The sequence below is a fragment of the Acidovorax sp. sif0632 genome (genome assembly GCF_019218805.1).
Classification (GTDB): Bacteria; Pseudomonadota; Gammaproteobacteria; order Burkholderiales; family Burkholderiaceae_C; genus Acidovorax; species Acidovorax facilis.
In genome coordinates this window covers 589656-613946 of record NZ_JAHUWW010000001.1, presented here as the reverse complement: position 1 = coordinate 613946, position 24291 = coordinate 589656, and the positions used below count along the sequence as shown (strand labels likewise).

The 24291-nt window shown below is 63.4% G+C and carries 20 protein-coding genes; 11 read left to right on the top strand and 9 right to left on the bottom strand.

What is annotated here, in order from left to right; all coding sequences use genetic code 11:
- Nucleotides 1-91 precede the first annotated feature (91 nt).
- Both KW832_RS02715 and KW832_RS02710 read left to right on the top strand, forming a co-directional pair.
- A complete protein-coding gene (locus KW832_RS02715; protein WP_055399302.1) occupies nt 92-277 on the top strand; it encodes a DUF1328 domain-containing protein in 186 nt (61 codons plus the stop codon).
- Nucleotides 278-324: 47 nt separating this feature from the next.
- Complete coding sequence (locus KW832_RS02710) at nt 325-783, top strand: hemerythrin domain-containing protein (protein ID WP_055399304.1); 459 nt, start codon at nt 325-327, stop codon at nt 781-783.
- A 34-nt stretch (nt 784-817) separates the two neighbouring features.
- On the opposite strand, the gene KW832_RS02705 is transcribed toward KW832_RS02710, so the two are convergent.
- Nucleotides 818-2059, bottom strand: a complete 1242-nt coding sequence (locus KW832_RS02705) for a diguanylate cyclase (RefSeq protein WP_055399306.1) — start codon at nt 2057-2059, stop codon at nt 818-820.
- Between the two features lie 159 nt (nt 2060-2218).
- Nucleotides 2219-2890, bottom strand: a complete 672-nt coding sequence (locus KW832_RS02700) for an NUDIX domain-containing protein (RefSeq protein ID WP_218298734.1) — start codon at nt 2888-2890, stop codon at nt 2219-2221.
- Nucleotides 2891-3054: 164 nt separating this feature from the next.
- Between KW832_RS02700 and KW832_RS02695 the strand changes: the two genes are divergently transcribed.
- The 4 genes from KW832_RS02695 (at nt 3055) to KW832_RS02680 (ending at nt 8009) form a co-directional block, all read left to right on the top strand.
- Nucleotides 3055-3912, top strand: coding sequence for a cysteine hydrolase (locus KW832_RS02695; protein WP_218298735.1), 858 nt, complete (start codon nt 3055-3057; stop codon nt 3910-3912).
- 46 nt (nt 3913-3958) lie between these two features.
- Nucleotides 3959-5158 (top strand): nicotinate phosphoribosyltransferase, encoded by a 1200-nt coding sequence (gene pncB / locus KW832_RS02690; protein WP_218298736.1) that lies wholly within the window; start codon nt 3959-3961, stop codon nt 5156-5158.
- A gap of 4 nt (nt 5159-5162) precedes the next feature.
- Complete coding sequence (locus tag KW832_RS02685) at nt 5163-6863, top strand: NAD+ synthase (RefSeq protein ID WP_218298737.1); 1701 nt, start codon at nt 5163-5165, stop codon at nt 6861-6863.
- A gap of 108 nt (nt 6864-6971) precedes the next feature.
- The gene (locus KW832_RS02680) at nt 6972-8009 is read left to right on the top strand and encodes a bifunctional nicotinamide-nucleotide adenylyltransferase/Nudix hydroxylase (protein WP_218298738.1); all 1038 of its coding nucleotides are present in this window, start codon (nt 6972-6974) and stop codon (nt 8007-8009) included.
- Nucleotides 8010-8088: 79 nt separating this feature from the next.
- Here KW832_RS02680 and KW832_RS02675 read toward each other — a convergent pair whose 3' ends face one another.
- From KW832_RS02675 to KW832_RS02655, 5 genes are all read right to left on the bottom strand, one after another.
- Entirely contained in the window at nt 8089-9345 is a 1257-nt protein-coding gene (locus KW832_RS02675; protein WP_218298739.1) for a Zn-dependent hydrolase, read from the bottom strand.
- Nucleotides 9346-9371: 26 nt separating this feature from the next.
- A complete protein-coding gene (hydA, locus tag KW832_RS02670; protein WP_218298740.1) occupies nt 9372-10823 on the bottom strand; it encodes a dihydropyrimidinase in 1452 nt (483 codons plus the stop codon).
- A 77-nt stretch (nt 10824-10900) separates the two neighbouring features.
- Complete coding sequence (locus KW832_RS02665) at nt 10901-12358, bottom strand: NCS1 family nucleobase:cation symporter-1 (protein WP_121507475.1); 1458 nt, start codon at nt 12356-12358, stop codon at nt 10901-10903.
- A 222-nt stretch (nt 12359-12580) separates the two neighbouring features.
- Nucleotides 12581-13894, bottom strand: a complete 1314-nt coding sequence (preA, locus tag KW832_RS02660) for an NAD-dependent dihydropyrimidine dehydrogenase subunit PreA (protein WP_218298741.1) — start codon at nt 13892-13894, stop codon at nt 12581-12583.
- 33 nt (nt 13895-13927) lie between these two features.
- Complete coding sequence (locus KW832_RS02655; RefSeq protein WP_218298742.1) at nt 13928-15277, bottom strand: NAD(P)-dependent oxidoreductase; 1350 nt, start codon at nt 15275-15277, stop codon at nt 13928-13930.
- Between the two features lie 361 nt (nt 15278-15638).
- Here KW832_RS02655 and KW832_RS02650 point away from each other — a divergent pair, with 361 nt between their 5' ends.
- Nucleotides 15639-16346: a TetR/AcrR family transcriptional regulator gene (locus KW832_RS02650; protein WP_176888401.1), complete on the top strand. Its 708-nt coding sequence runs from the start codon at nt 15639-15641 to the stop codon at nt 16344-16346.
- 153 nt (nt 16347-16499) lie between these two features.
- Here the strand turns inward: KW832_RS02650 and KW832_RS02645 are convergent, their stop codons facing one another.
- Nucleotides 16500-17387, bottom strand: coding sequence for a LysR family transcriptional regulator (locus KW832_RS02645; protein ID WP_218298743.1), 888 nt, complete (start codon nt 17385-17387; stop codon nt 16500-16502).
- A 102-nt stretch (nt 17388-17489) separates the two neighbouring features.
- Here KW832_RS02645 and argC point away from each other — a divergent pair, with 102 nt between their 5' ends.
- From argC to KW832_RS02630, 3 genes are all read left to right on the top strand, one after another.
- The gene (argC, locus tag KW832_RS02640; RefSeq protein WP_218298744.1) at nt 17490-18440 is read left to right on the top strand and encodes an N-acetyl-gamma-glutamyl-phosphate reductase; all 951 of its coding nucleotides are present in this window, start codon (nt 17490-17492) and stop codon (nt 18438-18440) included.
- 191 nt (nt 18441-18631) lie between these two features.
- Entirely contained in the window at nt 18632-20626 is a 1995-nt protein-coding gene (locus KW832_RS02635) for a tetratricopeptide repeat protein (RefSeq protein WP_218298745.1), read from the top strand.
- A gap of 67 nt (nt 20627-20693) precedes the next feature.
- Entirely contained in the window at nt 20694-22502 is a 1809-nt protein-coding gene (locus KW832_RS02630; protein ID WP_218298746.1) for a glycosyltransferase, read from the top strand.
- Between the two features lie 138 nt (nt 22503-22640).
- Here the strand turns inward: KW832_RS02630 and KW832_RS02625 are convergent, their stop codons facing one another.
- Entirely contained in the window at nt 22641-22997 is a 357-nt protein-coding gene (locus KW832_RS02625; RefSeq protein WP_218298747.1) for a DUF2304 domain-containing protein, read from the bottom strand.
- Between the two features lie 267 nt (nt 22998-23264).
- Here KW832_RS02625 and KW832_RS02620 point away from each other — a divergent pair, with 267 nt between their 5' ends.
- Complete coding sequence (locus KW832_RS02620; protein ID WP_218298748.1) at nt 23265-24185, top strand: right-handed parallel beta-helix repeat-containing protein; 921 nt, start codon at nt 23265-23267, stop codon at nt 24183-24185.
- Nucleotides 24186-24291: the final 106 nt, after the last annotated feature.

Sequence of the window (24291 nt, the reverse complement as noted above, 5' to 3'; positions counted from 1 at the left end):
CTGACGGCGCTGCCGACGGCCCCTCGGTATCGTTCCTGCACACCCTTTCGCAGCCCCGCTGCCTGAACATCCACTGCAAGGAGCGACCACCATGCTGAAGTACGCCATCATTTTTGCCCTGATCTCCCTGGTCGCCGGTGCCCTGGGATTCAGCGGAGTCGCCGCAGGCGCGGCGGGCATCGCCAAGGTGCTGTTTGTGCTGTTCCTGGTGATTGCCGTGGTGTTTGTGGTGCTGGCCGTCATCGGCGTGGGTGCCGCGCGCAAGGTACTCAAGTAGCCCACCGCACCTTTGTCACAGCTCCACATTCCCCACACAGCCGCACCATGACCGACACCACCAATATCTTTGAAGCCCTGCGCGAGAGCCACGAACGCCAACGAGCGCTGTACACCGCACTCACCGACACCAGCGGAGACACCCCCGAGCGGCGCGAGCTGTTTGACCAGCTCAAGCAGGAACTGACGGCCCATGAGCGGGCTGAGGAACGGCATTTTTATATTCCGCTGATGGCGCACGACGCGGGCATCGACCTGTCCCGCCACGCCATTTCAGAGCACCACCAGCTCGATGAACTGCTGGAGTCACTGGAAGAGGCCGATCCGGCCACCCCCAGCTGGCTGCCGCTGGCCAAGAAACTGGCGGAGAAGGTGGAACACCACCTCAAGGAAGAAGAACACCGCTTCTTCCAGATGGCTGGCAAGCTGCTGACGGAGAAGCAAAAAACCGCGCTGGCGGCGGACTACCGGGCTGACTATGAGGAGGCCAAGGCCGCCATGGCATGAGCGTGCCGGGCTCTGCCCGGAGACACGCAAGGGGTCATACGGACTCTTCGGCCTGCACCACGCAGTTGCGACCGCTGGACTTGGCCTTGTACAGCGCCGTGTCCGCGCGCTTGATCAGGGCGTGGCTGTCTTCCTTGTGGTCCCAGGTGGCCACGCCAAAACTGGCGCTGACATGGCCCACCGCGTCGAACGGCACGCCTGCAATGCGCGCGCGCACCGCCTCGGCCATGGCCATGGCGGCATCCACCGGGGTTTCCTTGAGCAGGATGATGAACTCCTCGCCCCCGAAACGCGCAGCGCAGTCGGACGACCGCAGCAGCTCGCGCACACGCAGCGCCGTGCTCTTGAGCACCACATCGCCCGAGTCATGCCCAAAGGTATCGTTGATGCGTTTGAAAAAGTCGATGTCAAACATCACCACCGACAGACTGCCCTTCTTGATGCGGGTGTCGGCCATCTCGGTCTCCAGCCTCTCAAAGAAGCGGCGGCGGTTGACCAAGTCCGTCAGGAAGTCCTTGGTGGCCAGGTCTTCCAGCTTGCGGTTGAGCCGCGCCATGGGCTCAATCACCAGCGACGACAGCGACAGGTTGAGCCCGACGAAAAGCAGCACAAAACTACCCACCAGCGCCGCCATCACCGTGTTGAAGGTCTGACGCGCCTTCTCCAGCGGGAAATACATCGGCACCTTCACCACCTGGATGCCCACCGTCTCGTTCATGCCCCAGCCAAAGCCGTTCTTGTCGCCATAGACCTTGAGCATGGTGGGCGGCGCCACGGCCGGTGTGCTGTGACAGGCCATGCATTGCGCCTGCTTGATGGTGATGGGGCGGGCCACGTACATGGCGCGGTGCATGCCCTCGCCCACCTCGCCGGTGACCTCTTTCTTGAGGTCGGCCCGGCCTTCGCGGAAGTCGCTGATGATGCGCTCCTCCCACTCGTTGGCACGGTCGCGCAGGTTGGTGGGGTTGAGCACCGCCTCCTTGTACTCATAGCCCGGAAACCGGTTCTGCAGGCGGCGCAGGGTTTCGGTGGCCGCATAGGCAGGCACCGTCTGCGGCAGGAATTTCTCGGCCAGCGTCACGTCCAGGTGGGGCTTGACCAGCTCTGTCGTGTAGTCGCGGATCGCCATGGCCGCGTGCATCATGATCTGCGAGTTGTGCTGCACCTCCTCGATGGCAGACTGCTGCAGAAAGCGGTGCACATAAACTCCCGCCCCCGCCGCTGCCACCAGCAGCACGGCCGCCAGCACCAGGTTGAATTTGAGCCGCAAAGACATGGATTTCCCTCAGGTGCCAGCGTTGTGCCGGCTTGTTGTTGGTGGTGCAACGGCAGCCACCCTGGCCCGCGCGACGCACCCACCGTTCGTGGGACACAAAGTTTGCGTTTGTGCCAGATTTCCGTGCGGCGGTCCAATAGTTTGTGCGCTAAGCCCGCGCTACAGCCCGCGCGCGCTCAGCGACAGATTGCGCCGGTAGGCCGGGCGCACCCGGTACAGCTGCGCGGGCCGGTGGGCGCCGCCGCCTTGCAGCGCTCCCGGCACCGGCTCCAGCATGGCCAACTCGTCCATCTTGCGGCGAAAACTCACCTTGTTGACCGGCTCGCCCAGCACCGCCTCGTACACAGCCTGCAGCTGCGGCAGCGTGAACGGCTCGGCGCACAGGTGCACGGGCATGGACGAATACTGGCTTTTGCTGCGCACGCGGGCCACGGCGGCATCGACCATGGCACGGTGGTCAAAAGGCAGCGCAGGCAATTCGGCCACGGGTACCAGCGTTAGCGGTGCCTGCGCCAGCACCTCAGGCGGCACCAGGGCACAGTAAGCGACGGCCAGCGACCAGCCCCGGGGGTCGCGCACCGGGCCGGAGAAGGTGGCCAACTGCTCCAGGTACGGGCTCTGCAAGCCCGCCTTGTCGCGCAGCACCCGGGCCGCGCTGGCCTGGGCATCGACATCTTCTTGCGCATGGATGTAGCCACCCGGCAGCGCCAGAGCCCCGGCAAACGGCGCGCGCTCACGGCGCAACAGGGCCACTTGCAACGCCCCTTGCTTCAAGGTCAGCAACACCACATCGACGGTACAGATCACAGTGGGCAAAGCGGATTCGGTCATGCACCGAGTTTGTCACAAGCATGAACAAACCGGAACCCAGATCGCGAACCACATTCCCTAGAGCAAATTCTTTGAGACCACTAAGAAACAAGTGCTTTCAACTTAGTTAGTTTATTTTTTTTACTAACAAGATTACACTGCATCCAACAACCCAGGAGAAGACCATGCCCCGCAACATCCAGCTGCTGGTGATTGACCCGCAAAACGACTTTTGCGACCTGCCTGCCGCATGGCAGCCCGTAGATGCGCTCACCGGCCAGCACACCGCCCCCACACTTCCCGTGCCGGGTGCGCATGCTGACATGCAGCGCCTGGCCCAGTTCATCCGCAACCAGGGCGACCAGCTTGACGGGATCACCGTCACGCTCGATTCGCACCAGCACTTTGATATCGCCCACCCTGGCTTCTGGCAGACCGGCGCGGGTGCCGATGTGGCGCCCTTCACCCCCATCACCGCCGCCCAGGTGCGCGCAGGCGACTTCACGCCGCGAAACCCCGCCACCCTGCCCCGCACCCTGCAGTACCTGGACGCACTCGAAGCCCAGGGCCGCTACACGCTGATGGTGTGGCCCGTGCACTGCGAGGTGGGCAGCTGGGGCCATGGCGTGCACGCCGATGTACTGGCCGCCTGCGGGGCCTGGCAACTCCAGCGCCAGCGCGCGGTGCGCAATGTGTTCAAGGGAACCAACCCCTGGACGGAGCACTACAGCGCCATCGAGGCCGAGGTGCCCGATGCGGACGACGAAGGCACCGCACTCAACACCGCCCTGCTGCAGTCGCTGGGCCAGGCCGATGTGCTGCTGGTCGCGGGCGAGGCCAGCAGCCACTGCGTGCGCTCGACCACCGAGCACATCGCGCAGCACCTGCCCCGCCTGGTGCCGGGCTGGCAGGTGAGCCGCATCGTGCTGCTGACCGACGGCATGAGCCCCGTGGGCGGGTTCGAGGCGCAGCACCAGGCATTTCTGCAGGTCATGCGGGCAGCCGGTGCGCATCTCGCAAATATGAATGAAATCAGGCTATAGCGCTTATCTATCAAGTGCTAGCAGCTACCAATTTTGGAGCAACACCATGAACCCTGTCATCACCAGCCTGCTCGACACCGACCTCTACAAGTTCACGATGTGGCAGGCGCTGCTGCACCGCCACCCACAAACACAAAGCGAATACCGCTTTGTGTGCCGCAACACCCCAGCCTACCCGCTGGCCGAGCTGCTGCCCGAGGTGAACGCTGCGCTGGACCACCTGTGCAGCCTGCGCTTCACGCCCGAAGAGCTGGCCTATGTTGGCAGCCTGCGCTACATCAAGAGCGACTTTGTGGACTTCCTGCGCATCTTCCAGTTCCAGCGCAGTTTCATCAGCGCCTGGGCCGAGGGCGAGCAACTGCACATCGTGGCGCAAGGCCCACAGGTGCATGTGATGGGGTTTGAGATCTTCGTGCTGGCCATCGTGAACGAGCTGTACTTTCGCCGTTTTGACGCGGCCCAGGCCCTCGCCAGCGGCCGTGCACGGCTGGCCGCCAAAGTGCATCAGCTGCAGGCCCTGGCCAGGCAGGCCGCGCTGCGCCACCCTTTCGAGCTGTTCGACTTTGGCCTGCGCCGCCGCTACAGCGGCGCCTGGCAGCGCGAGGTGGTGCAGACCTTTGCGACAGAGGCGCCGCAGTGGTTCAAGGGCACCAGCAACGTGCTGCTGGCGCGCGATTTGAACCTGGTGCCCATCGGCACCATGGCGCACGAGTATTTGCAGACCTACCAGGCCCTGGGCGTGCGGCTGCGCGACTTTCAAAAAGCCGCACTCGAAGACTGGGTGCAGGAATACCGGGGCGACCTGGGCATTGCGCTGACCGACACCGTGGGCATGGACGCCTTTCTCGCTGACTTTGACCTGTACTTCGCCAAGCTGTTCGACGGCCTGCGCCACGACTCAGGCGACCCGGTGGCCTGGGGCGAAAAAGCCCTCGCGCACTACACCCGGCTGCGCATCGACGCACACACCAAGCGGCTGGTGTTCTCGGACGGACTCGACCTGGGACGCGCCCTCATGCTGTACCGCCACTTTGGCGACCGCACACAGCTCGGCTTTGGCATTGGAACGAATCTCACCAACGACATGGGCGACGCACCGGAGATGAAGCCGCTCAACATCGTGATGAAGCTGGTGCGCGCCAACGGACAACCTGTGGCGAAACTCTCAGACACACCCGGCAAGACGCTGTGCGACGATGAAACCTACCTGGCCTACCTGCGTCAGGTTTTCAACGTGAAGGACTGACACCATGCTCCGCATCACCATTGCACAGCTCAACTTCACTGTCGGCGACATCGAAGGCAACATGGCCCGCATGGTGGCCGCCGCGCAGCAGGCGGCGCGCGAACAGGCCAACATCATCGTGTTCAGCGAGCTGTCGCTGTGCGGCTACTACCCCGGCGACATGCTGGAGGAAACCGGCTTTCAGCAACGCATCGAAGCCGGTATCTCCGCGTTACAACAGGCCTCTGCTGAATTACCCCAGCTGCACTGGGTGTTGGGCGCGCCCACACCCGCGCGCGGCCCCGGCAAGCGCTTGCACAACAGCCTGCTGGTGCTGCAAGGCGGGGCTGTGCGCCTGCAATACGCCAAGCAGCTGCTGCCCACCTACAACATCTTTGACGAGCGCCGCCACTTCGAGCCCGGACCAGACGTGGCCAAGGTGCTGCGCATCGGCAGCACGCAGGTGGGCCTGCTGATCTGCGAAGACGGCTGGAACGACCACGGCGCCGACTACGCCACCAACCCTTTCGAGCGCATGCGCGACGCCGCGCCCGACCTGGTGGTGAGCATCAACGCCAGTCCCAGCCACACCGGCAAACGCGAGCAGCGCCACCAGATCTTTGCCGACGCCGCGCGCCGCCACGGCCTGCCGATCCTGTACGTGAACCAGATCGGTGGGCATGACCAGGTGGTGTACGACGGCGCATCGTTCGCGGCCGAGCCCGATGCGGGTGTCGTCTTTGAAGCGCAGCGGTTTGTGGAAGACGTGCCCACCCTCCAGTTCGACAACGGGCATTTTCTGAGCGCGGAAGGCGCACGCCCCGCCCCCGTGCCCGCACAGGGTCTGCCCACCATGGACTTCTACCGCCAGCAGATCGTGCTGGGCCTGCGCGACTACGCACGGCGCTGCGGCTTTACGCAGGTGGTGGTGGGCAGCTCGGGCGGCATCGACAGCGCGCTGACGCTCGCCTTGGCCGTGGAAGCGCTGGGTGCGGACAACGTGGTCGGCATCACCATGCCCTCGCGCTACTCCAGCAGCGGCTCGGTCGATGACTCGGTGGCGCTGTGCCGGAACCTAGGTGTGCAGCTCTTCACGCACCCGATTGCCGAGCTGGTGGCGGGCTATGCGCAGCAGTTCGAGGCCAGCTTTGGCCAACCGCTGCTAGGCCTGCCGCTCGAAAATCTGCAGGCGCGCATTCGCGGAACGGTGCTGATGGAATACTCCAACGCCTTCGGCCACCTGCTGCTCACCACGGGCAACAAAAGTGAGATTTCGGTGGGCTACTGCACGCTGTATGGCGACACCAATGGCGGCCTGGGCCTGATTGGCGACCTCTACAAGACGGAGGTGTTTGCCCTGTCGCGCCACGTCAACGAACACGCCGGGCGCGTGCTGATTCCACAGGCCATCATCGACAAGGAACCCTCTGCCGAACTGGCCCCCGGCCAGCGCGATGTGGACAGCCTGCCGCCCTACCCCGTGCTCGACGAAGTGCTCAAGCTGCTGATCGAAGGCGACCGACTTTCTGCCGAGGAGCACCAGGCAGCGCAGAATTTTGTGGCCCAGCTGCAAACCGACGACGCGGGCCGCGCCCTGGTGCAGCGCGTGCGCATGATGGTGGCGCGCAACGAATACAAGCGCCGTCAGGCCCCGCCCATCGTGCGCGTGCGAGCGCGGGCTTTTGGCAGCGGGCGGCAGATGCCGATTGCAGCGCGATATGTGTGAAATCGGTCCACGGTAAAATCACTACTAAAACGATAGCTGCTAGCGCTTTATGGATAAGCGCTAGAAGCCAAAAACACTTAAAAGTTACCCGACAACGACTGGAGACACATGGTCGATACCGCCATCTACATCGGGCGTTTTGAGCCCGTGCACAACGGCCACATTGCGCTGCTGCAGCGCGCGCTCGACAGCGCGCAGCAGGTCATCGTGGTGGTGGGCTCGGCCTGGCAGGCGCGCTCGCCCAAGAACCCCTTCACTTGGCAAGAACGCGAGGCCATGCTGCGCAATGCGTTGCCCGAGGTCGACCGCAGCCGCATGGTGGTCCTGCCCATGCGCGACTACTACAACGAGGCGGTCTGGGTGCAGGCCGTGCGCCAGGGCGTGGCGCGGCTGACGACACCCGGTGCGCGGATCGGTCTGGTGGGCCACTTCAAGGACGCCACCAGCGGCTACCTGAGCGCGTTCCCGGGCTGGGAGCTGATCCATGTGGAGCGCCAGGGGCCGATTGACGCCACCGCCATCCGCGACGCCTGGTTTGGCGCCACACCCGACACGGTGCAGTCCGCCCTCGCTCCTCTGGCTGACCAGATGCCTGCCAGCACCCTGGCCACGCTGACCGAGTTTGCGCAGACCCCGTACTACCTGGCGCTGCAGCAGGAGTGGCAGATGCTGCGCGGCTACCGGCAGGCCTGGGCCGCCGCGCCCTACCCACCCGTCTTCGTGACGGTGGACGCGGTGCTGCGCTGCCAGGACCATGTGCTGCTGATCCGCCGCGCACACGCACCCGGCAAGGGCCAGCTGGCCGTGCCCGGTGGCTTCATCGAACAGCGCGAAACGGTGTGGCAGTCCTGCCTGCGCGAACTGGTGGAAGAAACCCACTGCCACCTGCCCGAGGCCACCATGCGCGCCGCGCTGCAGTCCGTGGCCGTGTTCGACCACCCCGACCGCAGCCAGCGTGGCCGCACCATCACGCATGCGCACTACTTTGATTTGGGAGATGCGCAGTTTCCAAACGTGCAAGCAGACGACGACGCGCTGCAGGTGCAGTGGACACGCATCGACCAGCTGGCGGGGATGGAAGAGGAATTCTTTGAAGACCACTTCCACATGCTGGACCACTTTTTAGGGCTGACGGAGCTGCACTGACAACGTGCAGCCAGACTTCAAGTAAAAACAGCCGCCAGCGCTTTTCCATCAAGCGTCGACAGCTGTAATTTAAATAGCATCAAGTCCCCGCACGCTCCAGCATGGCATGCAGCAGCACGTTGCATCCCGCCTCGATGTGCTCGGGTTTGGCATCCTCGATCTCGTTGTGGCTGATGCCGTCCTTGCAGGGGATGAAGATCATGCCGCTGGGTGCGAGCTTGGCCATGTAGACGGCGTCGTGCCCCGCGCCGGAGACGGCGGGCATGTGGCTGTAGCCCAGCTTGGCGGCTGCGCGGCCTACGGCGTCCACACACTCGGGCTGGAAGAGTTGCGCGGGGTAGCTGGACACCATCTCGATGTGCACCTGCACGCCATGCTCCTTGGCTACCTGGTCGGCAAAGGCCTTGACCTCGGCAGCCATGGCGTCCACCAGCGCGTCGGTGCTGTTGCGCAGGTCGATGCTGAACTTGACCCGGCCGGGGATGACGTTGCGGCTGTTGGGGAACACTTGCACCATGCCCACGGTGCCGCGCCCGTGCGGCGGGTGGCGGTGGGCGGCAGCGACTACGTCTTGCATGATGCGTGTGGCGGCCAGCATCGCGTCCTTGCGCAGGGCCATGGGCGTGGGGCCTGCGTGGGCTTCCATGCCGGTGACGGTGCAGTCAAACCAGCGGATGCCCAGCACGCCGCTGACCACGCCGATGGTCTTGTCGTTGTCTTCCAGCACCGGGCCTTGTTCGATGTGGGTTTCGAAGTAGGCGCCGATGGGGTGGTCTCCCGGTTCCTGGTCTCCGATGTAGCCGATGCGCTCCAGCTCGCCCTTCACCGTCTTGCCTTCGGTGTCGGTGGCGGCGTAGGCGTGCTCCAGCGTGAAGGCCTTGGCGAACACGCCTGAGCCCATCATCACGGGCACAAAGCGGCTGCCTTCTTCATTGGTCCAGAAGGCGACTTCGATGGGGGCCTCGGTTTCGATGCCGTGGTCGTTGAGGGTGCGCACCACCTCGATGCCTGCCAGCACGCCGTAGTTGCCGTCGAACTTGCCGCCGGTGGGCTGGGTGTCGATGTGGCTGCCGGTCATGATGGGCGGCAGTTTGTTGTTGCGTCCGGGGCGGCGCATGAATCCGTTGCCGATCTTGTCAATGGTGACGGTCATACCCGCTTCGCGCGCCCAGCGGGTCACGAGGTCACGGCCTTGCTTGTCCAGGTCGGTGAGCGTGAGGCGGCACACGCCGCCCTTGGGGGTGGCGCCGATCTGCGCCAGCTCCATGAGTGACGCCCACAGGCGATCGCCGTTGATGCGCAGGTTCTCGATGTCGGTCTTCACTTTGGTGTCCATGGTGTTCTCCGGATGCATTGCAGCGGTCAGCGTGCAACGGCGGTGGGGGCCAGGTCTTGCGCACGTTTTTGCACGGCCTGGAAGTTGGCGCCAAACGCGGGGCGCTTGATGTAGCGGCCCTTGCCCTGCTCCGCCCGCAGGTCGCCGTTGGCAAACACCACGCGGCCCTGGCTGATGGTGTGGCTGGGGATGCCGCGCACGGTGCGGCCTTCAAAGATGTTGAAGTCGCCCTTGCTGAACTGCGTCTTGGCCGAGAAGGTCTTGGTGCCTTGCGGGTCCCACAGCACCAAGTCGGCATCGGCACCTTCGCCGATGAACCCCTTGCGCGGGTAGATGTTGAACAGCTTGGCGGCGTTGGCCGAAGTGATGGCCACGAACTCGCTGGGCGTGAGGCGGCCGGTGTTCACGCCGCCGTCCCACAGCGCAGCCATGCGCTCTTCCACACCGCCGGTGCCGTTGGGGATCTTGGCGAAGTTCTCCTTGCCCATGGCCTTTTGCGCGGCGCAGAAGGTGCAGTGGTCCGTGGCCGTGGTGTGCAGCTGGCCCGACTGCAGCCCACGCCACAGCGCCTCCTGGTGCCCCTTGGGGCGGAAGGGCGGGCTCATCACATAGGCGGCGGCCTTGGCAAAGTCGGGGTCGCGGTACACGCTGTCGTCCACCAGCAGGTGGCCCGCCAGCACCTCGCCGTACACGCGCTGGCCGCGCGCACGGGCGCGGGCAATCGCGTCGGCCGACTCCATGCAGCTCACATGCACCACGTAGATCGGCACGCCCAGCACGTCGGCAATGGCAATGGCGCGGTTGGCGGCCTCGGCCTCGACCATGGGCGGGCGCGACAGCGGGTGGCCCTCGGGGCCGGTGATGCCCATCTTGGCGACCTCTTGCTGCAGCAGGTACACCAGCTCGCCGTTTTCGGCGTGCACCGTGGGCATGGCGCCCAGCTCCAGCGCGCGCTTGAAGCTGTTCACCAGGGTTTCGTCATCGCACATGATGGCGTTCTTGTAGGCCATGAAGTGCTTGAAGCTGTTCACCCCCTCGTCCTGCACCAGCGTACCCATGTCGGCGCGCACCTGCTCGCTCCACCAGGTGATGGCGACGTGAAACGAATAGTCGGCGGCCGACTTCTCCGCCCAGCCGCGCCACTTGCGATAAGCATCCAGGATGGGTTCTTGCGGATCGGGGATCACGAAGTCGATGATGCTCGTGGTGCCGCCGGCTAGCGCAGCCGCCGTGCCGGTGAAGAAGTCGTCCATGGTGACGGTGCCCATGAACGGCAGCTGCATGTGCGTGTGCGGGTCGATGCCACCAGGCAGCACGTACTGGCCGCTGGCGTCCAGCGTCTGCGCGCCTGCGGGGGCCTGCGCAGCCGCCCCATCCCCCACGGCCACGATGCGGCCATCGACGCACAACACATCGGCGCGCTGTTCACGGTCGGCGTTGACCACGGTGCCACCGCGGATCACAAGGGCTTGGGTCATGGGGGTCTCCTTCAGGGATGCGGATCAGATCGAAAAAAAACCCTGCACTGGCACCAGGCCCAGGCAGGGCCAAGGGGTCACTTCTTCTTGGCAGTCAGGTAGTAATAGGTGCCGGCCACGGCCAGGCTGAAGAACCAGCCAAAGTCGAACAGCGCCAGCAGCAGGCCGGGCACAGCCGCCTTGTCGATCACGCCCGACACGGCCAAGTAGCCCGGCAGGCAGGGCAGCACACCCAGCGCAAAGGCAATCAGCGCCTGCACGTTCCAGCCATTGCTGTATTCGTATTCGCCGCCGCGGCGGTACAGGTCGTCCACCTTCAGCTCGCTCTTGCGCACCAGGTAGTAGTCCACCAGCAGGATGCCCGCGATGGCGCCCAGCAGCGTGCCGTAGCCGCCCAGCCAGGTGAACAGGTAGCCGCCCGAGGTGGCCAGCAGCTTCCAGGGCATGAACACCAGGCCAATCAGCGCGGCGATCAGGCCACCCATGCGGAAGCTGATCTTGGACGGTGCGACCTGGCTGAAGTCATACGACGGCGACACCAGGTTGGCGGCGACGTTGGTGGTCAGGTTGGCCAGCAGGATCACCAGCAGGCCCACGCCCGCAGCCACGCTGCCCATTTGCGTGAGCAGGCCGTCGGGGAACAACTGTGCCTTGCCATACAGGATGGCTGAGGCCGAGAAACCAATCACACCCACCATGGAGAACAGTGCCATGGGAATCGGCAGGCCGATGGCTTGGCCCATGACCTGGTCCTTTTGCGACTTGGCAAAGCGCGTGAAGTCCGGGATGTTGAGCGCAAGCGTAGCCCAGAAGCCGACCAGGCCCGTCAGCGCCGCCCAGGTCTTGGGGCCACCTTCGACCACCTTGGCAGGCAGGTTGAAGAGCTGGCCCGAAGGCACCTTCATCATCAGCACCACGACGAGCACGATGGACGCAATGATCATCAGCGGCGCGGCGATCACTTCGAGCTTGCGGATGGACTCTGGGCCCTTCCAGATGAAGTAGATGTGCACTGCCCAGAACGCGAGGAAACACATGAACTGCGAGGTGCTGATGGTCTGCCCCTCCGCCGGGCCCGCGAGCCCCATGCCCAGGATGTTCAGGAAGCCATGCAGCGCCAGCGCGCCGAAATAGCAATTGATGGAGAACCAGCCACACGCCACCAGGCCCCGCAACACGGCAGGCAGGTTGGCGCCTTTCACACCGAACGAAGCGCGCGCCAGCACCGGGAACGGCACACCATATTTGGGCCCCACGCGGCCGATCAGCACCATGGGCACGAGCACGATGCAGTTGGCCAGGAACACCAGCCACACCGCCATCTGCCAGGTGAAGCCCTGGTCCAGCATGGAGCTGGCCATGGTGTAGGTGGGCACACACACGACCATGCCCACCCAGAGTGCGGCGAAGTCTTTCCAGGTCCAGTGTCGCTGCGCGGCGGTGGTGGGGAGCAGATCTTCATTGGCGAGCGTGTTGGAGGCTCCGCCGGGCATTAGCCCCGCCACATGGGCAGCGCTGCCGGTACTGTTGGTCATGCCTGTACTCCTGTCAAAGACGTCGTTGGGGTTGCACACAACCCGCCGTCTGTTTCAGCGCCCTCACGCTGGCAGATGGCGGGCAAAGGGAAGCGAGCGATGCTAGAGATCACGCAAGAACTGCACCAGATGCAGTGCAGCATGCGTTGCAAATCAGCACCACAACGGGTGCTGTCACAACGCCTTGCAGGGTCTGTGGCACACGCACGCATGGGTCGCATATCAAGCCGCTGCAGACACGCGCTGCGGGTTGTTGGGGTGCGTGGTCCAGTTGGCGTATTCGCCCGTCACCTTCTTGCCCGTGCGGACATCGACTTCGCCCGGCTCCAGCGCGCGCATGGTGATGCACTCGGGCACGGGGCAGATCGACACGCACAGGTTGCAACCCACGCACTCGGCCTCGTTGATCTCGAACTTGCGCACGCCCCCCTCTTTGGTGAAGGTAATGGCCTGGTGCGAGGTGTCTTCGCACACCACATGGCAGCGGCCGCACTGGATGCAGGCGTCCTGGTTGATGACGGCTTTTTCGATGTGGTTGAGGTTGAGGTTCTTCCAGTCCTTCACAGTGGGCACGGCCTGGCCCTTGAAGTCGTCCAGCGTGGCGTAGCCGTGCTGGTCCATGAAGTTGGACAGCCCATCGCACATGTCCTGCACGATCTTGAAGCCATACACCATGGCCGCCGTGCACACCTGCACCGTGCCGCAGCCCAGCGCAATGTACTCGGCCGCATCGCGCCAGGTGGTGATGCCGCCAATGCCGCTGATGGGCAGGCCCGAGGTCTGCGCGTCGCGCGCGATCTCGGCCACCATGTTCAGCGCAATGGGCTTGACGGCCGGGCCGCAGTAGCCGCCGTGCGAACCCCAGCCGTCGGTGCTCGGGCTCATCACCATGCGGTCCAGGTCCACACCCATGATGGAGTTGATGGTGTTGATGAGCGACACGGCATCGGCTCCACCCGCCTTGGCGGCGCGTGCAGGGTGGCGTACGTCGGTGATGTTGGGGGTGAGCTTCACGATCACGGGCAGCTTGCTGTAGTGCTTGCACCAGGCCGTGACCATCTGGATGTATTCAGGCACCTGGCCCACAGCCGCGCCCATGCCGCGCTCGCTCATGCCGTGGGGGCAGCCGAAGTTGAGTTCGATGCCATCGGCGCCGGTGTCTTCCACGAGCGGCAGGATGTTCTTCCAGCTCTGCTCCTCGCACGGCACCATGAGCGAGACGATCATGGCGCGGTCCGGCCAGTTGCGTTTGACGCGTTTGATTTCTTCGAGGTTGGTGTGCAGCGGCCGGTCAGTGATCAGCTCGATGTTGTTCAGGCCGATCACACGGCGGTCTTGCGACATCAGCGTGGAGTAACGCGGGCCGTTGACGTTGACCACCGGTGGGTCTTCGCCCAGCGTCTTCCACACCACGCCGCCCCAGCCCGCCTCAAAGGCGCGGGTGACGTTGATCTCTTTGTCGGTGGGTGGTGCGGAGGCGAGCCAGAAGGGGTTGGGGCTCTGGATGCCCAGGAAATTGCTGCGAATGTCTGCCATGGGTTGCTCCCGTGAAAACTTGGTGGAAGGGGTTCAAGCCATCAGTGCGGCGTGGATGGAGACAGCGGCGACCTTGCCGTGCTCCACCGCTTCCACCGTGAGGTCGCGGCCGCCCACACGGCAGTCGCCACCGGCCCATACACGCGGCAGGCTGGTCTGGCCTTCGGCATCGGTGGCGATACGCCCGCCCTCCAGTGCAATGCGGTTGCCCACGGGCTCGGCCACAAAGGTCTGGCCGATGGCCTTGAGCACCATGTCGGCATCGAGCGTGAAGGTCTCGCCGGTTTCCACCAGCTTGCCGCCGCTCAGCGCCGTGGCGGCAAAGCGCACACCCTTCACTGCACCGTTTTCGCTCAGCACCTCTTTCGGTGCGGCCCAGTGGCGGATGGTCACGCCGTTCGTCTGCGCCCATTGCTGTTCCACGGCCGATGCCGACATGGCCTCTGCGCCCCGGCGGTAGACGATGGTCACTTCTTCCGCGCCCAGCTTGCGCGACTGCACGGCGGCATCCACCGCCGTCATGCCGCCGCCAATCACCACCACGCGGCGGCCCACGGGCAGTGCCGAGAGGTCGGTGCTCTGGCGCAGCTCGGCAATGAAATCCACGGCATTGCGCAAGCCTGTGGCCGTGGGCTCGGTCACGCCCAGCGCGTTCACGCCCTGCAGGCCCAGGCCCAGGAACACGGCGTCGTAGGCGCCCAGCAGGCTGTCCAGCGTGATGTCACGGCCCAGCTGCTGGCCCGTGCGCACCTCGATGCCGCCGATGGACAGCAGCCACTCCACCTCCTTCTGCGCGAAGTTGTTGGTGGTTTTGTAGCTGGCCAGGCCGTATTCATTGAGGCCGCCCAGCTTTGGGCGTGCCTCGAACAGCACCACGTCATGGCCGCGCACGGCCAGGCCATGCGCGCAGGCCAGGCCCGCCGGCCCTGCGCCCACAACAGCCACGCGCTTGCCGGTGGCGGCTGCGCGCTGGAACAACGGTGCACCGGGCTTTTCAAAAAATGCGTCAGTCGCATAGCGCTGCAACGAGCCGATCTCCACCGGCTTGTCCTCGTTGGTGTTGCGCACACAGGCTTGTTCGCACAACACTTCGGTGGGGCATACACGGGCGCACATGCCGCCCAGCGGGTTGGCCTCCAGGATGGCACGGGCAGCACCCCGGTTGTTGTCCTGCGCAATGCGGTGGATGAACGATGGGATGTCGATCCCCGTGGGACAGGCGGTGGCGCAGGGCGCATCGTGGCAGTAGTAGCAGCGCTCGGCCTCGATCAGGGCCTGGGGTTTGGTGAGCGGCGGGTGCGCATCACTGAAGTTGGCAGCGTAGTCGGCCAGGTTCAGGCGTGCGGCATGAATGCCGCAGGCACGGCTTGCGGGTGTGTCCATCAGGTTTCCTCCGAGCGGGTGAGGGTGGGGGTCTGGGCGCAGGCCATGCAGACGCTCCAATGCGCCCGTGCCACGCAGCGCTGGCTGCGCATGCGGCTGGGGCCAGCCAATGCAGCGCAGGCGCAGGCACCTGTGCTTGCAAACTTCGGAGGTTTCATCGTGGGCCTCGCTGTAGGATTCAGGTGCCCGCTGCTTTGGCGCAGCGGTGCCCTGTGTGGTGGGTCAATTTACCAACCCGTAAAAATTTACCAATTGGTAAAATCCCTAGAGCAAACCCCGTGCCAGCCAAATCGCCACAAATCTCCGTCTCACGCCAGCGAAATGCCAGTTTTTGGCCCCTGGCTTGTTCCACAATGGTGCGATGACCGACGCCCGCCCGTCCCCCGCAGACACAGCCCCCCGCGCTCCCAGGACAACGCGCGCCACCTCCAGCGACGAGACAACGCCCCGCGCGCCCACCGCCTCGCGCTTGCTCAAGGAACAGGGCATCCTCACTGAGGCCGAGAACCACTTTGCGCAGTTCGGCTTTGAGGGCGCCTCGCTGGAAAACATCGCTGCCGCCATCGGCATCAGCCGCCACAACCTGCTGTATTACTTTCCGAGCAAAGAGGCGCTGTACCAACGCGTGCTCGACGACGTGCTCACCCAGTGGCTGGCCGGGATGGAAGACTTGTCGCACAGCGACGACCCCCAGCAGGCGCTGCGGCGCTATATCCGCGCCAAGCTGCAGTATTCGCGCACGCGCCCCCAGGGCGCCAAGGTCTTCACCAAAGAGGTGATTGCCGGTGCACCACGTTATGGCAACGCCATCATCGAGCGCGTGGCACCGCTGCTCAAGACCGAGGTGCGCACCTTCGAACGCTGGGCCCGAGAAGGCCGCATCGCCAAGGTCAACTTCACGCACCTGATGTTCATCATCTGGTCGGTCACGCAGGCCTATGCGGAGCAGGAGGCCCAGTTCGCCCTGCTGCTGGGCAAACCGGCACTGACAGAACGCGACTACGAAAAGGCCGAGGAGCTGATCGTGCGCATGGTGCTCAGCGCGCTGGCGCCCGAGAACCCCCTCTGAAGCAGCCACCAACGCTACTATATTGATAGCTGCTCGCGCTTTATAGATAAGCGCCAGAGCCGATTTTTATCTGTAATTTTCGCATCCGATCTTGCGCCGCATGGTGAGCAACACGATGGGCATGGGCGGTACCGCCCCCGCCTTGCCACTGCCCTACCCCTGCTTTTGCTGCCACAGCACATCCAGCACATGCTGGGTGGCCCGCTCGACTGGCCCCGCACGGTGCGCGATACCCAGCGGCCGCCACAGGCGAGGCTGCAGCGGCAGCATGCGGATGCGGGGGTCCCGTGGCACGGAGGTGGAAGCCTCTTGCGGCAGCAGCGTTGCACCATAGCCTGCCGCCACCAGGCTTTTGATGGCGTCGTTGTAGTTCAGCTGGATGCGCGCCTTGGGGTGTTCGCCGGCTTGCGCAAACCACTCGCCCGTCAGCCGTGACAGGCTGGTGCCGTCATCGTTGAGGATCAGCGGCTGGCTCGCCAGCCAGCCGGGAGTGACCCGCGCGGGCGAAGGCCAGGTAGACGGCAAAAACGCCATGACCGGGTCGCGCCGCCACGGCAGCACCGCCACACCGCGCAGGGCTGCCTGTGGCAGGGCCACCAGGCCCACATCCAGCACACCATTGGCCAGCCGCGACATGGTTTCGTGCGAAGTGAGCACGGCCACCTGCACGTCGATGCCGGGGTGGTGCTGGCCCAGCGCCTCCAGGGCCTGGGGCAGCAGGTGCGCAATGGCGCCCGTGGAGGCGCCCAGGCGCACACGCCCCGCCAGCCCCTGCACCTGGCGTTGCACCAGGTCCATCGCTTCATCCGCGTCCGCCAGCAAGCGCCGGGCACGTTCGACCAGCACCTCACCCACGGCGGACGGACGCACCTCGCCCCGCTTGCGCACCAGCAATGGCGCACCGATGTGGGCCTCCAGGTCCGCGATGTGCAGGCTCACCGTGGGCGGCGCCAGGTGCAGCGTGCGCGCGGCTTCTGCGAAGGAGCCCAGGTCGGCAATGGTGACCAGGGTGCGCAGCCGGTCAAGATTGAGTTCGCGCATGACGTTCAGTAAACCTGATTCTGATGTTTGTGAAATTCAACTTTTCAAAGTTTAGACCGGGACCGAAGATTCCACATCCCCTCCATTGCAGGAACCCGCCCCATGACCACCCCACCCCTTGTCTTCATCGATGGCGACCAAGGCACCACCGGTTTGCAGATCCACGAACGCCTGCGTGGCCGCACGGATCTGCAGCTGCTGACCCTGCCCGAGGCCGAACGCAAGAACGCCACCCGCCGCGCCGAGGCCATCAACAGCTGCGATATCGCCATCCTGTGCCTGCCCGATGCCCCTGCCCGCGAAGCAGCCGCCTCCATCGTCAACCCCGCCGTGCGCGTGATCGACGCCAGCTCAGCGCACCGCACGGACCCGCAGTGGGTGTATGGCTTTCCAGAGATGGGCGCTGCCCAGGCCGCGCGCATTGCTGGCGCCAAGCGGGTCAGCAACCCAGGCTGCTACCCCACGGGCGCCATCGCCCTGCTGCGGCCCCTGGTGCAGGCGGGGCTCGTGCCCGCTGACCTTCCCATCACCATCCACGCGGTGTCGGGGTATTCGGGCGGCGGACGGGCTCGCGTGGACGAACATGAAGGCATGAACGCAGCCAACGCCCCGGCCTTCCAGCTCTACGGCCTGGGTCTGGAACACAAGCACACCCCGGAAATCGCCCTGCATGCCGGGCTGTCGCAACGCCCGTTTTTTCTTCCAGCCTATGGTTCGTTCCGCCAGGGGATTGCGCTCACCATTGCGCTCCATCTGCGCCAGCTGCCCGCAGGCACCACCGGAGAGCGTTTGCACGCTTGCCTGGCCCAGCACTTTCTCGGTGCGGACCATGTTGAGGTCCTGGGCCTGGCGCAAGCGCAAGACACCCAGCACCTGGACCCGCAGGCCCTCAACGGCACCAACCAGCTGCAGTTGGGCATTTTCAGCAACGCCCGCCATGGCCAGGTGCTGCTGACTGCCGTGTTCGACAACCTGGGCAAGGGGGCATCGGGGGCGGCTGTTCAGAACCTGGATTTGATGATCGGACGGGGCCCACAGAAATCCCAACCGTAACCGCCCTCCGGAGACAAGACAGACATATGCGGTCACGCCCAAAGCGGCCGGCACTACAAACCACCGCAGCGCGCTCCATCTAACGGCTCTCTTCTGCGACATTTTTCACGATTTGAGACGTTTTTTGGTCTGCTAAACTGGTTCGGTCTACCGTCCCACCTGGGCTCTGGCCCTCCTCCAAACGCCCTTCCATGGCCCAATCCGGCAAAGCCCCCTACTTTTTCGCCCTGGTTTTGGTATTGGCTGTGCTGGGCGTGTATGTGCCAGGACTGAACAACGAGCTGCTGTTTGACGACATACGGCTCACGGAAGGCTCCATCTTTAGTGGCTACGGCAGCCTGCTGGACCTCAAGGCGCGCATGGTCTCGTACGGCAGCTTCGTCTGGGTGGACCAGATCGCAGGCGCTGGCTGGTGGAAGCAACGCATCGTCAACATTGCCTTGCACCTGGGTGTGGTGGCTGCCATGTATGCGTTCTTCAAAGCGCTGATGGCCAGCACCCGTTTCCCGCAGGACATGGAGGACCAGGCGCACTTTGCCGCATCGCAAAGGGCTGCATTGCAGGTTGGGGTGGCATTGTTTGCACTCCACCCCATGGCGGTTTACGCGGTGGGCTACCTGATCCAACGATCCATCCTCATGGCAACCCTGTTTGCCGTGCTCGCATGCTGGGCCTTTGTGCGTGGGCTGCAAACCAAGCGAATGGTCTGGTACGCAGGTGCACTGCTGGCCTATCTGCTGGCTGTGTTGTCCAAAGAGCATGCGGTGATGACCGCCGCCCTGACCATTCCTATCTACATCCACATACGGCGCCCCAGCTGGAAGAGCATTGCCGTCGTGTTGGGTGCTGCACTTTTGCTGATGGGCGTGGCCACTGCCGCACTGCTGCACTTTCGCGGCGACTTGATTGGTCAGCTCTTTGATGCGCAATCTGTGGCCTTTGCGCAGCAGCTCGAAGCGCTTCGCCCGGGCATTACGCAGCAGATTTTTCCCCTGAGCATCCTGAATCAAGCAGGGCTCTTCTTTGCATACGGGCTGCTCTGGATCGTGCCCTATGTTGGCTGGATGTCTATCGACCTGCGTCCCGCCTTTCCGCTGGGCTTTGCATCGTCCTGGCACCTGGCTGGCGCGGTGGCATATCTGGCGCTCTTTGCAGGGGCCGCGTGGCTGCTGCTTCGTCGCACAGGCGCATTGAGTCTTGCTGCCGTACTCCTTCTTTTTCCACTTTTGTGGTTTGCCACGGAGTTCATCACCGTCTGGGTGCAAGACCCTTTTGTGCTTTATCGCAGCTACCTGTGGGCAGTGGCGCTTCCTGGCTTGCTGGCGATTGTGCTCACCGGCTTCAAGCCCAAAGCAATCTATGCCCTTGGCGCTGTGCTGGGGTTGTTGTGTGGGGCGCTGGCCCTGGAGCGCAACCTTTCTTTGAGCGACGAGGTGGCCGCATGGACCGATGCTGCCGAGAAGATCGATGTCAAAGCCCCCGCCAATGCCGTTGGGCGCAGCCGCCCTTTTCTGAATCTGGGGGCCTACTACCTGCGCAAGGGCATGACAGACCAAGCGCAGTGGAACCTGTCTACTGCGGCAGCCCTTGGAGACCTGGGCGAACTGGGACGCAGTGCACGCTTTAACGCGGGCGTGGTTCTGCAGCTCAAGAAAAAGCACGCGGAAGCACTTCAGGCTTTTGCCGCGGCAGAGGCGCAGGGGTACGCAGAGCCCGCCCTGTATTACCACCGAGGCGAATCCCAAGCAGCGCTGGGGCAACTTGCACCCGCGCTGGAGAGCTTCCACACTGCCGTGGTCAAGGCTGAAAAAGATCCTCAACTGCAGAGTACGGTACCCACAGTGCGCATACGGCTGGTGGAGACCGCGATGGCCCTGCAAAGGTATGACGAGGCCATCAGCGGTTTTAAGGTGCTGCTGCAGACAAACCCCAAAGATCCGCGCCTGCTGCTCGGCCTTGGCATGGCACGGGTGGGCAAAGGCGAGACCAAGGCAGCCATTGAGGTGTTTGATCAACTCATTGCCACCAACCCCGGCGCCCCGGTCTACTACGGCCGCGCCATCGCCCACCACCAGGCGGGCCAGCAGGCAGCAAGCTTGAGCGACATCGATCAGGCCATCAAGCTGGACCCTCGGAACCCGCAGTACAACCAGATGCGCGCCATCATCGCTGCCCCAAAGAAGTAGCGACAGGCAGGCTGTGACTTTGCGCGTATTACACATTGGCAAGTTTTATCCCCCACACCGAGGGGGGATGGAAGTGTTTCTTGCCGACCTGATTCAAGAGCAGCGGCGCCAGGGCCTGGATGTCCATGCATTGGTGCACGGCGATCCCCTGCCCGATGATCCCGTCTGGTTGCAGCGGGTGCCTGTGCAGTTCAGCGTGGTCTACGCCCCCATCGCACTGGGATTTCGAAGAGCCCTGGCGCAGGCCATTCAGCGCACCCAGCCTGATGTGCTGCACCTGCACATGCCCAACAACTCTGTTTTCTGGGCGCTCACCCTAGCGCAGGCGCGCGACATTCCGTGGGTGGTGCACTGGCATTCCGATGTGGTGGTATCACGCATCCGCACGGCAGTTGCCATCGCCTACCGCCTTTACAGGCCTTTTGAACAAGCAGTACTCAGCCAGGCGGCGCGGGTCATTGCCACATCCACGCCGTACCTGGAAGCCAGCGAGCCGCTTCGAACATGGCGGGACAAGTGCGATGTAATTCCCCTGGGCCTGGATTGCACGAACCCGGCACCACCCGACGACACCGAACCGCTGAAAAGCTGGTCAGCCGAAGATGGCGGCGCACTGCGCCTGTTGTCGATCGGGCGCCTCACCTACTACAAAGGTTTTGAGACACTGGTCCGCGCTGTGACGGGCCAGCCAGGGCTGGAACTGCTGATCGTTGGAGAAGGCGAGTCCCGCCAAGAGCTGGAGACCCTCATTGCCACCCAAACCCGGTCCGGCGAGCCGCCCAATGTGCGCCTTTTGGGGAACGTGGGTGACAACGAGAAACATGCCCTGCTTCAGAGTTGTGACGTTTTCTGCCTTGCTTCGTGCGAACGGACCGAGGCCTTCGGAATGGTGCTGCTAGAAGCCATGCACCATGCCCGGCCTTGCATCGTGAGCGACCTGCCCGGATCCGGCATGCCCTGGGTCGTCTCAAGGGCCGATGCTGGCTTGCGCGTTCCCCCGGAAGACGGTATTTCGGGCTGGCGGGCGGCGTTCCAGCACATGCAAGACCAGCCAGAACAACGCGCGGCATTTGGTGCGGCGGGACAGCGTGCCTTGCTTGAATATTTCTCGATTGCCGCCTGCGCAAAAGCGCTCGCCACCAGCTATAAGCTGGTGGCCCCAGAGGCGGAAAAACCGGCTCGGGGCAAGGACCTCCTGGTGGTAATCCCCGCGCGCAACGAAGCCGGCACCATCGGCAGCGTGCTGCAGCATCTGCATGCGCAGGGCTGGCACGATGTGCTGGTCATCAATGACCAGAGCACGGACGATACGGCAACCATTGCCAGCGCGGCAGGTGCCCGCGTGCTGAATCCTGTGCTACCCATGGGTGCATGGGGTGGCATGCAAGCGGGCATTCGCTACGCACTGCTGCATGGCTACCAAGCAGTCATCACCATGGATGCCGATGGCCAGCATGAGGTCAACGAGATCCCTGTTTTGCTGCGGGCGCGGGATCAGGCCGACCTGGTGATAGGAGCCTACCCAGAGCGCGCCAGCCGCACGCGGCAACTGGCCTGGAACTGGTTTCGCCACCTGGCAGGTTTTGACTTGCGCGACCTCACCTCGGGATTCAGGCTCTACAACGCCGAAGCCATGCAGGTACTCGCATCGCGTGAAGCCACCTTGCTGGACTATCAGGACCTGGGCGCCCTGCTACTGGTGCGCCGCGCCGGGTTGCGTATTGTCGAAGTGCCCGTCTCCATGAATCTGCGCGCGGTCGGCAAGTCGCGAATTTTCAACTCATGGTTCAGTGTGGCCAAGTACATGGCGGCCACCACGCTGCTATGCCTTGCGCGGTGGCAAGTGCGCCGGGCAAGCCGTCGCGCTGCTCCTTGATTCTCTGCAGTGCTTCATTGGCCAAGGCGTGGAAATGCGCCCACCATCCCCCCTTGGCATCGGTTTATCTACGCTAGCGCCCCAACTAAGCGGCGGACCGCAAGCAACGCCCCCTCCGAAGCCTGCTTTCGGCAACAACTAACGCTGCCGGAGTTCTCGCAAAGCAGCGTTGTCTGCCTCCAATATGGCCAGCCGCTGGTTGAGGCGCCTCACATCTCTTTCCACCCGGGTATTGACGATATCGGTGTGCAGCGTTTTGATGAGGACGATCACCACAGCCACCAGCAAAAGCAGAGCGGGCGGGTAACTGATGCCCACCACCACCGCGAGACGATCAATCAGACCCGGCCAGACTCCCAAGACGGCCGCAGCCCCCGCTACCAAGATCCAGAACAGGCCGTGCAAAAGGTAGAGGTGATCACGCCGGACGAGCAGCAGAATGACGGCGGCAAGGCCGATGCCCAGCAAGGTGGTCGTGATTTGAAGTGGCGCCATGATTGAGAGTTATAAGAAAACCAGTTGCATGCAGACGCCTGTGCGTCCGCCGGCCACATTCGCAATGCGCCCCGTCACCTAGGCATCCAAACCTCTGAACGGAGCGATGGATTTTAACGTTCGCCCACAAACCGTTTCCCTCCTTCAGGCCACTAGATCGTTAGGGCACCAACTGGTACCAACATCACTTGCAAAGCGGTTAATTCAGCGTAAGCTCAGCACGCGTTACAGAGAGTAGTGATAGCAAATATCCAACTGGAGGTTCCGATGCGCAAGCCCAACATTTACATCGTCATCTGCGGCCTTCTTCTGGCCGCGTCCGCAGCCCATGCTCAAGCCACGCGTACGTGGGTGTCTGGGGTAGGAGACGACGCAAATCCCTGCAGCCGAACGGCTCCTTGCAAAACCTTTGCCGGTGCAATCTCCAAAACTGCAACCAACGGGGCCATCAACGTACTTGACCCAGGTGGTTTTGGGGCAGTCACAATCACCAAGAGCATCACTATTGATGGGGCAGGTGGGCAGGCTGGAGGCATACTCTCTGCCGGGACAAATGGCATCATCATCAATAACGCGGCGGCACATGTTGTCATTCGCAATGTTGTCATCGACGGTGCGGGCACGGGCATCAACGGCATCAATGTCTTGAGCGCGGCGGGAGTCATCCTCGACAATGTCAGAGTGTCCCGAGTTACCGGCCAATGCGTCAATTTTGCACCTACAACCCCGGCAGATAGCAATCTCGCCATTCGCAAATTTCTCGGTGACCACTGTGGTGGCGGGGGCATCTGGATCGTTCCTGGTCCGGCCACATTGGCTACCGTATCTATTTCCGACACTCGTATCGACCAAAGTCAACGCGGTATCCGGGCTGATGACGGAAGCGACGTATCCATCGTGAATACGATCGTGAGCTCCAATACCAATGCAGGTTTTATTTCGAATAGCGTATCGCGCCCTGTCAGCATGAGCATCGAAAATTCGGTCTCCGACGGCAATATTCAAAGTGGTGTGCGCTCGTTTGGTGCGCAATCGTCAATTCGCATTTCGTCCAGCACCATTACCAACAACACCGGACTGGGCCTAGAAACATTATCGGGAGGACAAATCCGGAGTTTTGGGAACAATAGGAATTCTGGAAATTATGGCGGCAACGGAGCACCTACAAGCACGTTGAGTCTGCAGTAAGCAGCGAATAAAAAAGGCTCCATCAAGGAGCCTTTTTTATGTGATGCTGCCGTGCCCGCACATCATGCTGATGGCTTTTCCGACTTCTCGCAAACATCCAGCACAG

Coding starts and splice junctions, on each gene's coding strand:
- hydA (WP_218298740.1), bottom strand. CDS start 10,823: ATGACCCAAGCCCTTGTGATCCGCGGTGGCACCGTGGTCAACGCCGAC.
- KW832_RS02620 (WP_218298748.1), top strand. CDS start 23,265: ATGCGCAAGCCCAACATTTACATCGTCATCTGCGGCCTTCTTCTGGCC.
- KW832_RS02665 (WP_121507475.1), bottom strand. CDS start 12,358: ATGACCAACAGTACCGGCAGCGCTGCCCATGTGGCGGGGCTAATGCCC.
- KW832_RS02630 (WP_218298746.1), top strand. CDS start 20,694: ATGGAAGTGTTTCTTGCCGACCTGATTCAAGAGCAGCGGCGCCAGGGC.
- KW832_RS02625 (WP_218298747.1), bottom strand. CDS start 22,997: ATGGCGCCACTTCAAATCACGACCACCTTGCTGGGCATCGGCCTTGCC.
- KW832_RS02715 (WP_055399302.1), top strand. CDS start 92: ATGCTGAAGTACGCCATCATTTTTGCCCTGATCTCCCTGGTCGCCGGT.
- KW832_RS02680 (WP_218298738.1), top strand. CDS start 6,972: ATGGTCGATACCGCCATCTACATCGGGCGTTTTGAGCCCGTGCACAAC.
- KW832_RS02635 (WP_218298745.1), top strand. CDS start 18,632: ATGGCCCAATCCGGCAAAGCCCCCTACTTTTTCGCCCTGGTTTTGGTA.
- KW832_RS02710 (WP_055399304.1), top strand. CDS start 325: ATGACCGACACCACCAATATCTTTGAAGCCCTGCGCGAGAGCCACGAA.
- KW832_RS02645 (WP_218298743.1), bottom strand. CDS start 17,387: ATGCGCGAACTCAATCTTGACCGGCTGCGCACCCTGGTCACCATTGCC.
- preA (WP_218298741.1), bottom strand. CDS start 13,894: ATGGCAGACATTCGCAGCAATTTCCTGGGCATCCAGAGCCCCAACCCC.
- argC (WP_218298744.1), top strand. CDS start 17,490: ATGACCACCCCACCCCTTGTCTTCATCGATGGCGACCAAGGCACCACC.
- KW832_RS02695 (WP_218298735.1), top strand. CDS start 3,055: ATGCCCCGCAACATCCAGCTGCTGGTGATTGACCCGCAAAACGACTTT.
- KW832_RS02655 (WP_218298742.1), bottom strand. CDS start 15,277: ATGGACACACCCGCAAGCCGTGCCTGCGGCATTCATGCCGCACGCCTG.
- KW832_RS02650 (WP_176888401.1), top strand. CDS start 15,639: ATGACCGACGCCCGCCCGTCCCCCGCAGACACAGCCCCCCGCGCTCCC.
- KW832_RS02700 (WP_218298734.1), bottom strand. CDS start 2,890: ATGACCGAATCCGCTTTGCCCACTGTGATCTGTACCGTCGATGTGGTG.
- KW832_RS02705 (WP_055399306.1), bottom strand. CDS start 2,059: ATGTCTTTGCGGCTCAAATTCAACCTGGTGCTGGCGGCCGTGCTGCTG.
- KW832_RS02675 (WP_218298739.1), bottom strand. CDS start 9,345: ATGGACACCAAAGTGAAGACCGACATCGAGAACCTGCGCATCAACGGC.
- KW832_RS02685 (WP_218298737.1), top strand. CDS start 5,163: ATGCTCCGCATCACCATTGCACAGCTCAACTTCACTGTCGGCGACATC.
- pncB (WP_218298736.1), top strand. CDS start 3,959: ATGAACCCTGTCATCACCAGCCTGCTCGACACCGACCTCTACAAGTTC.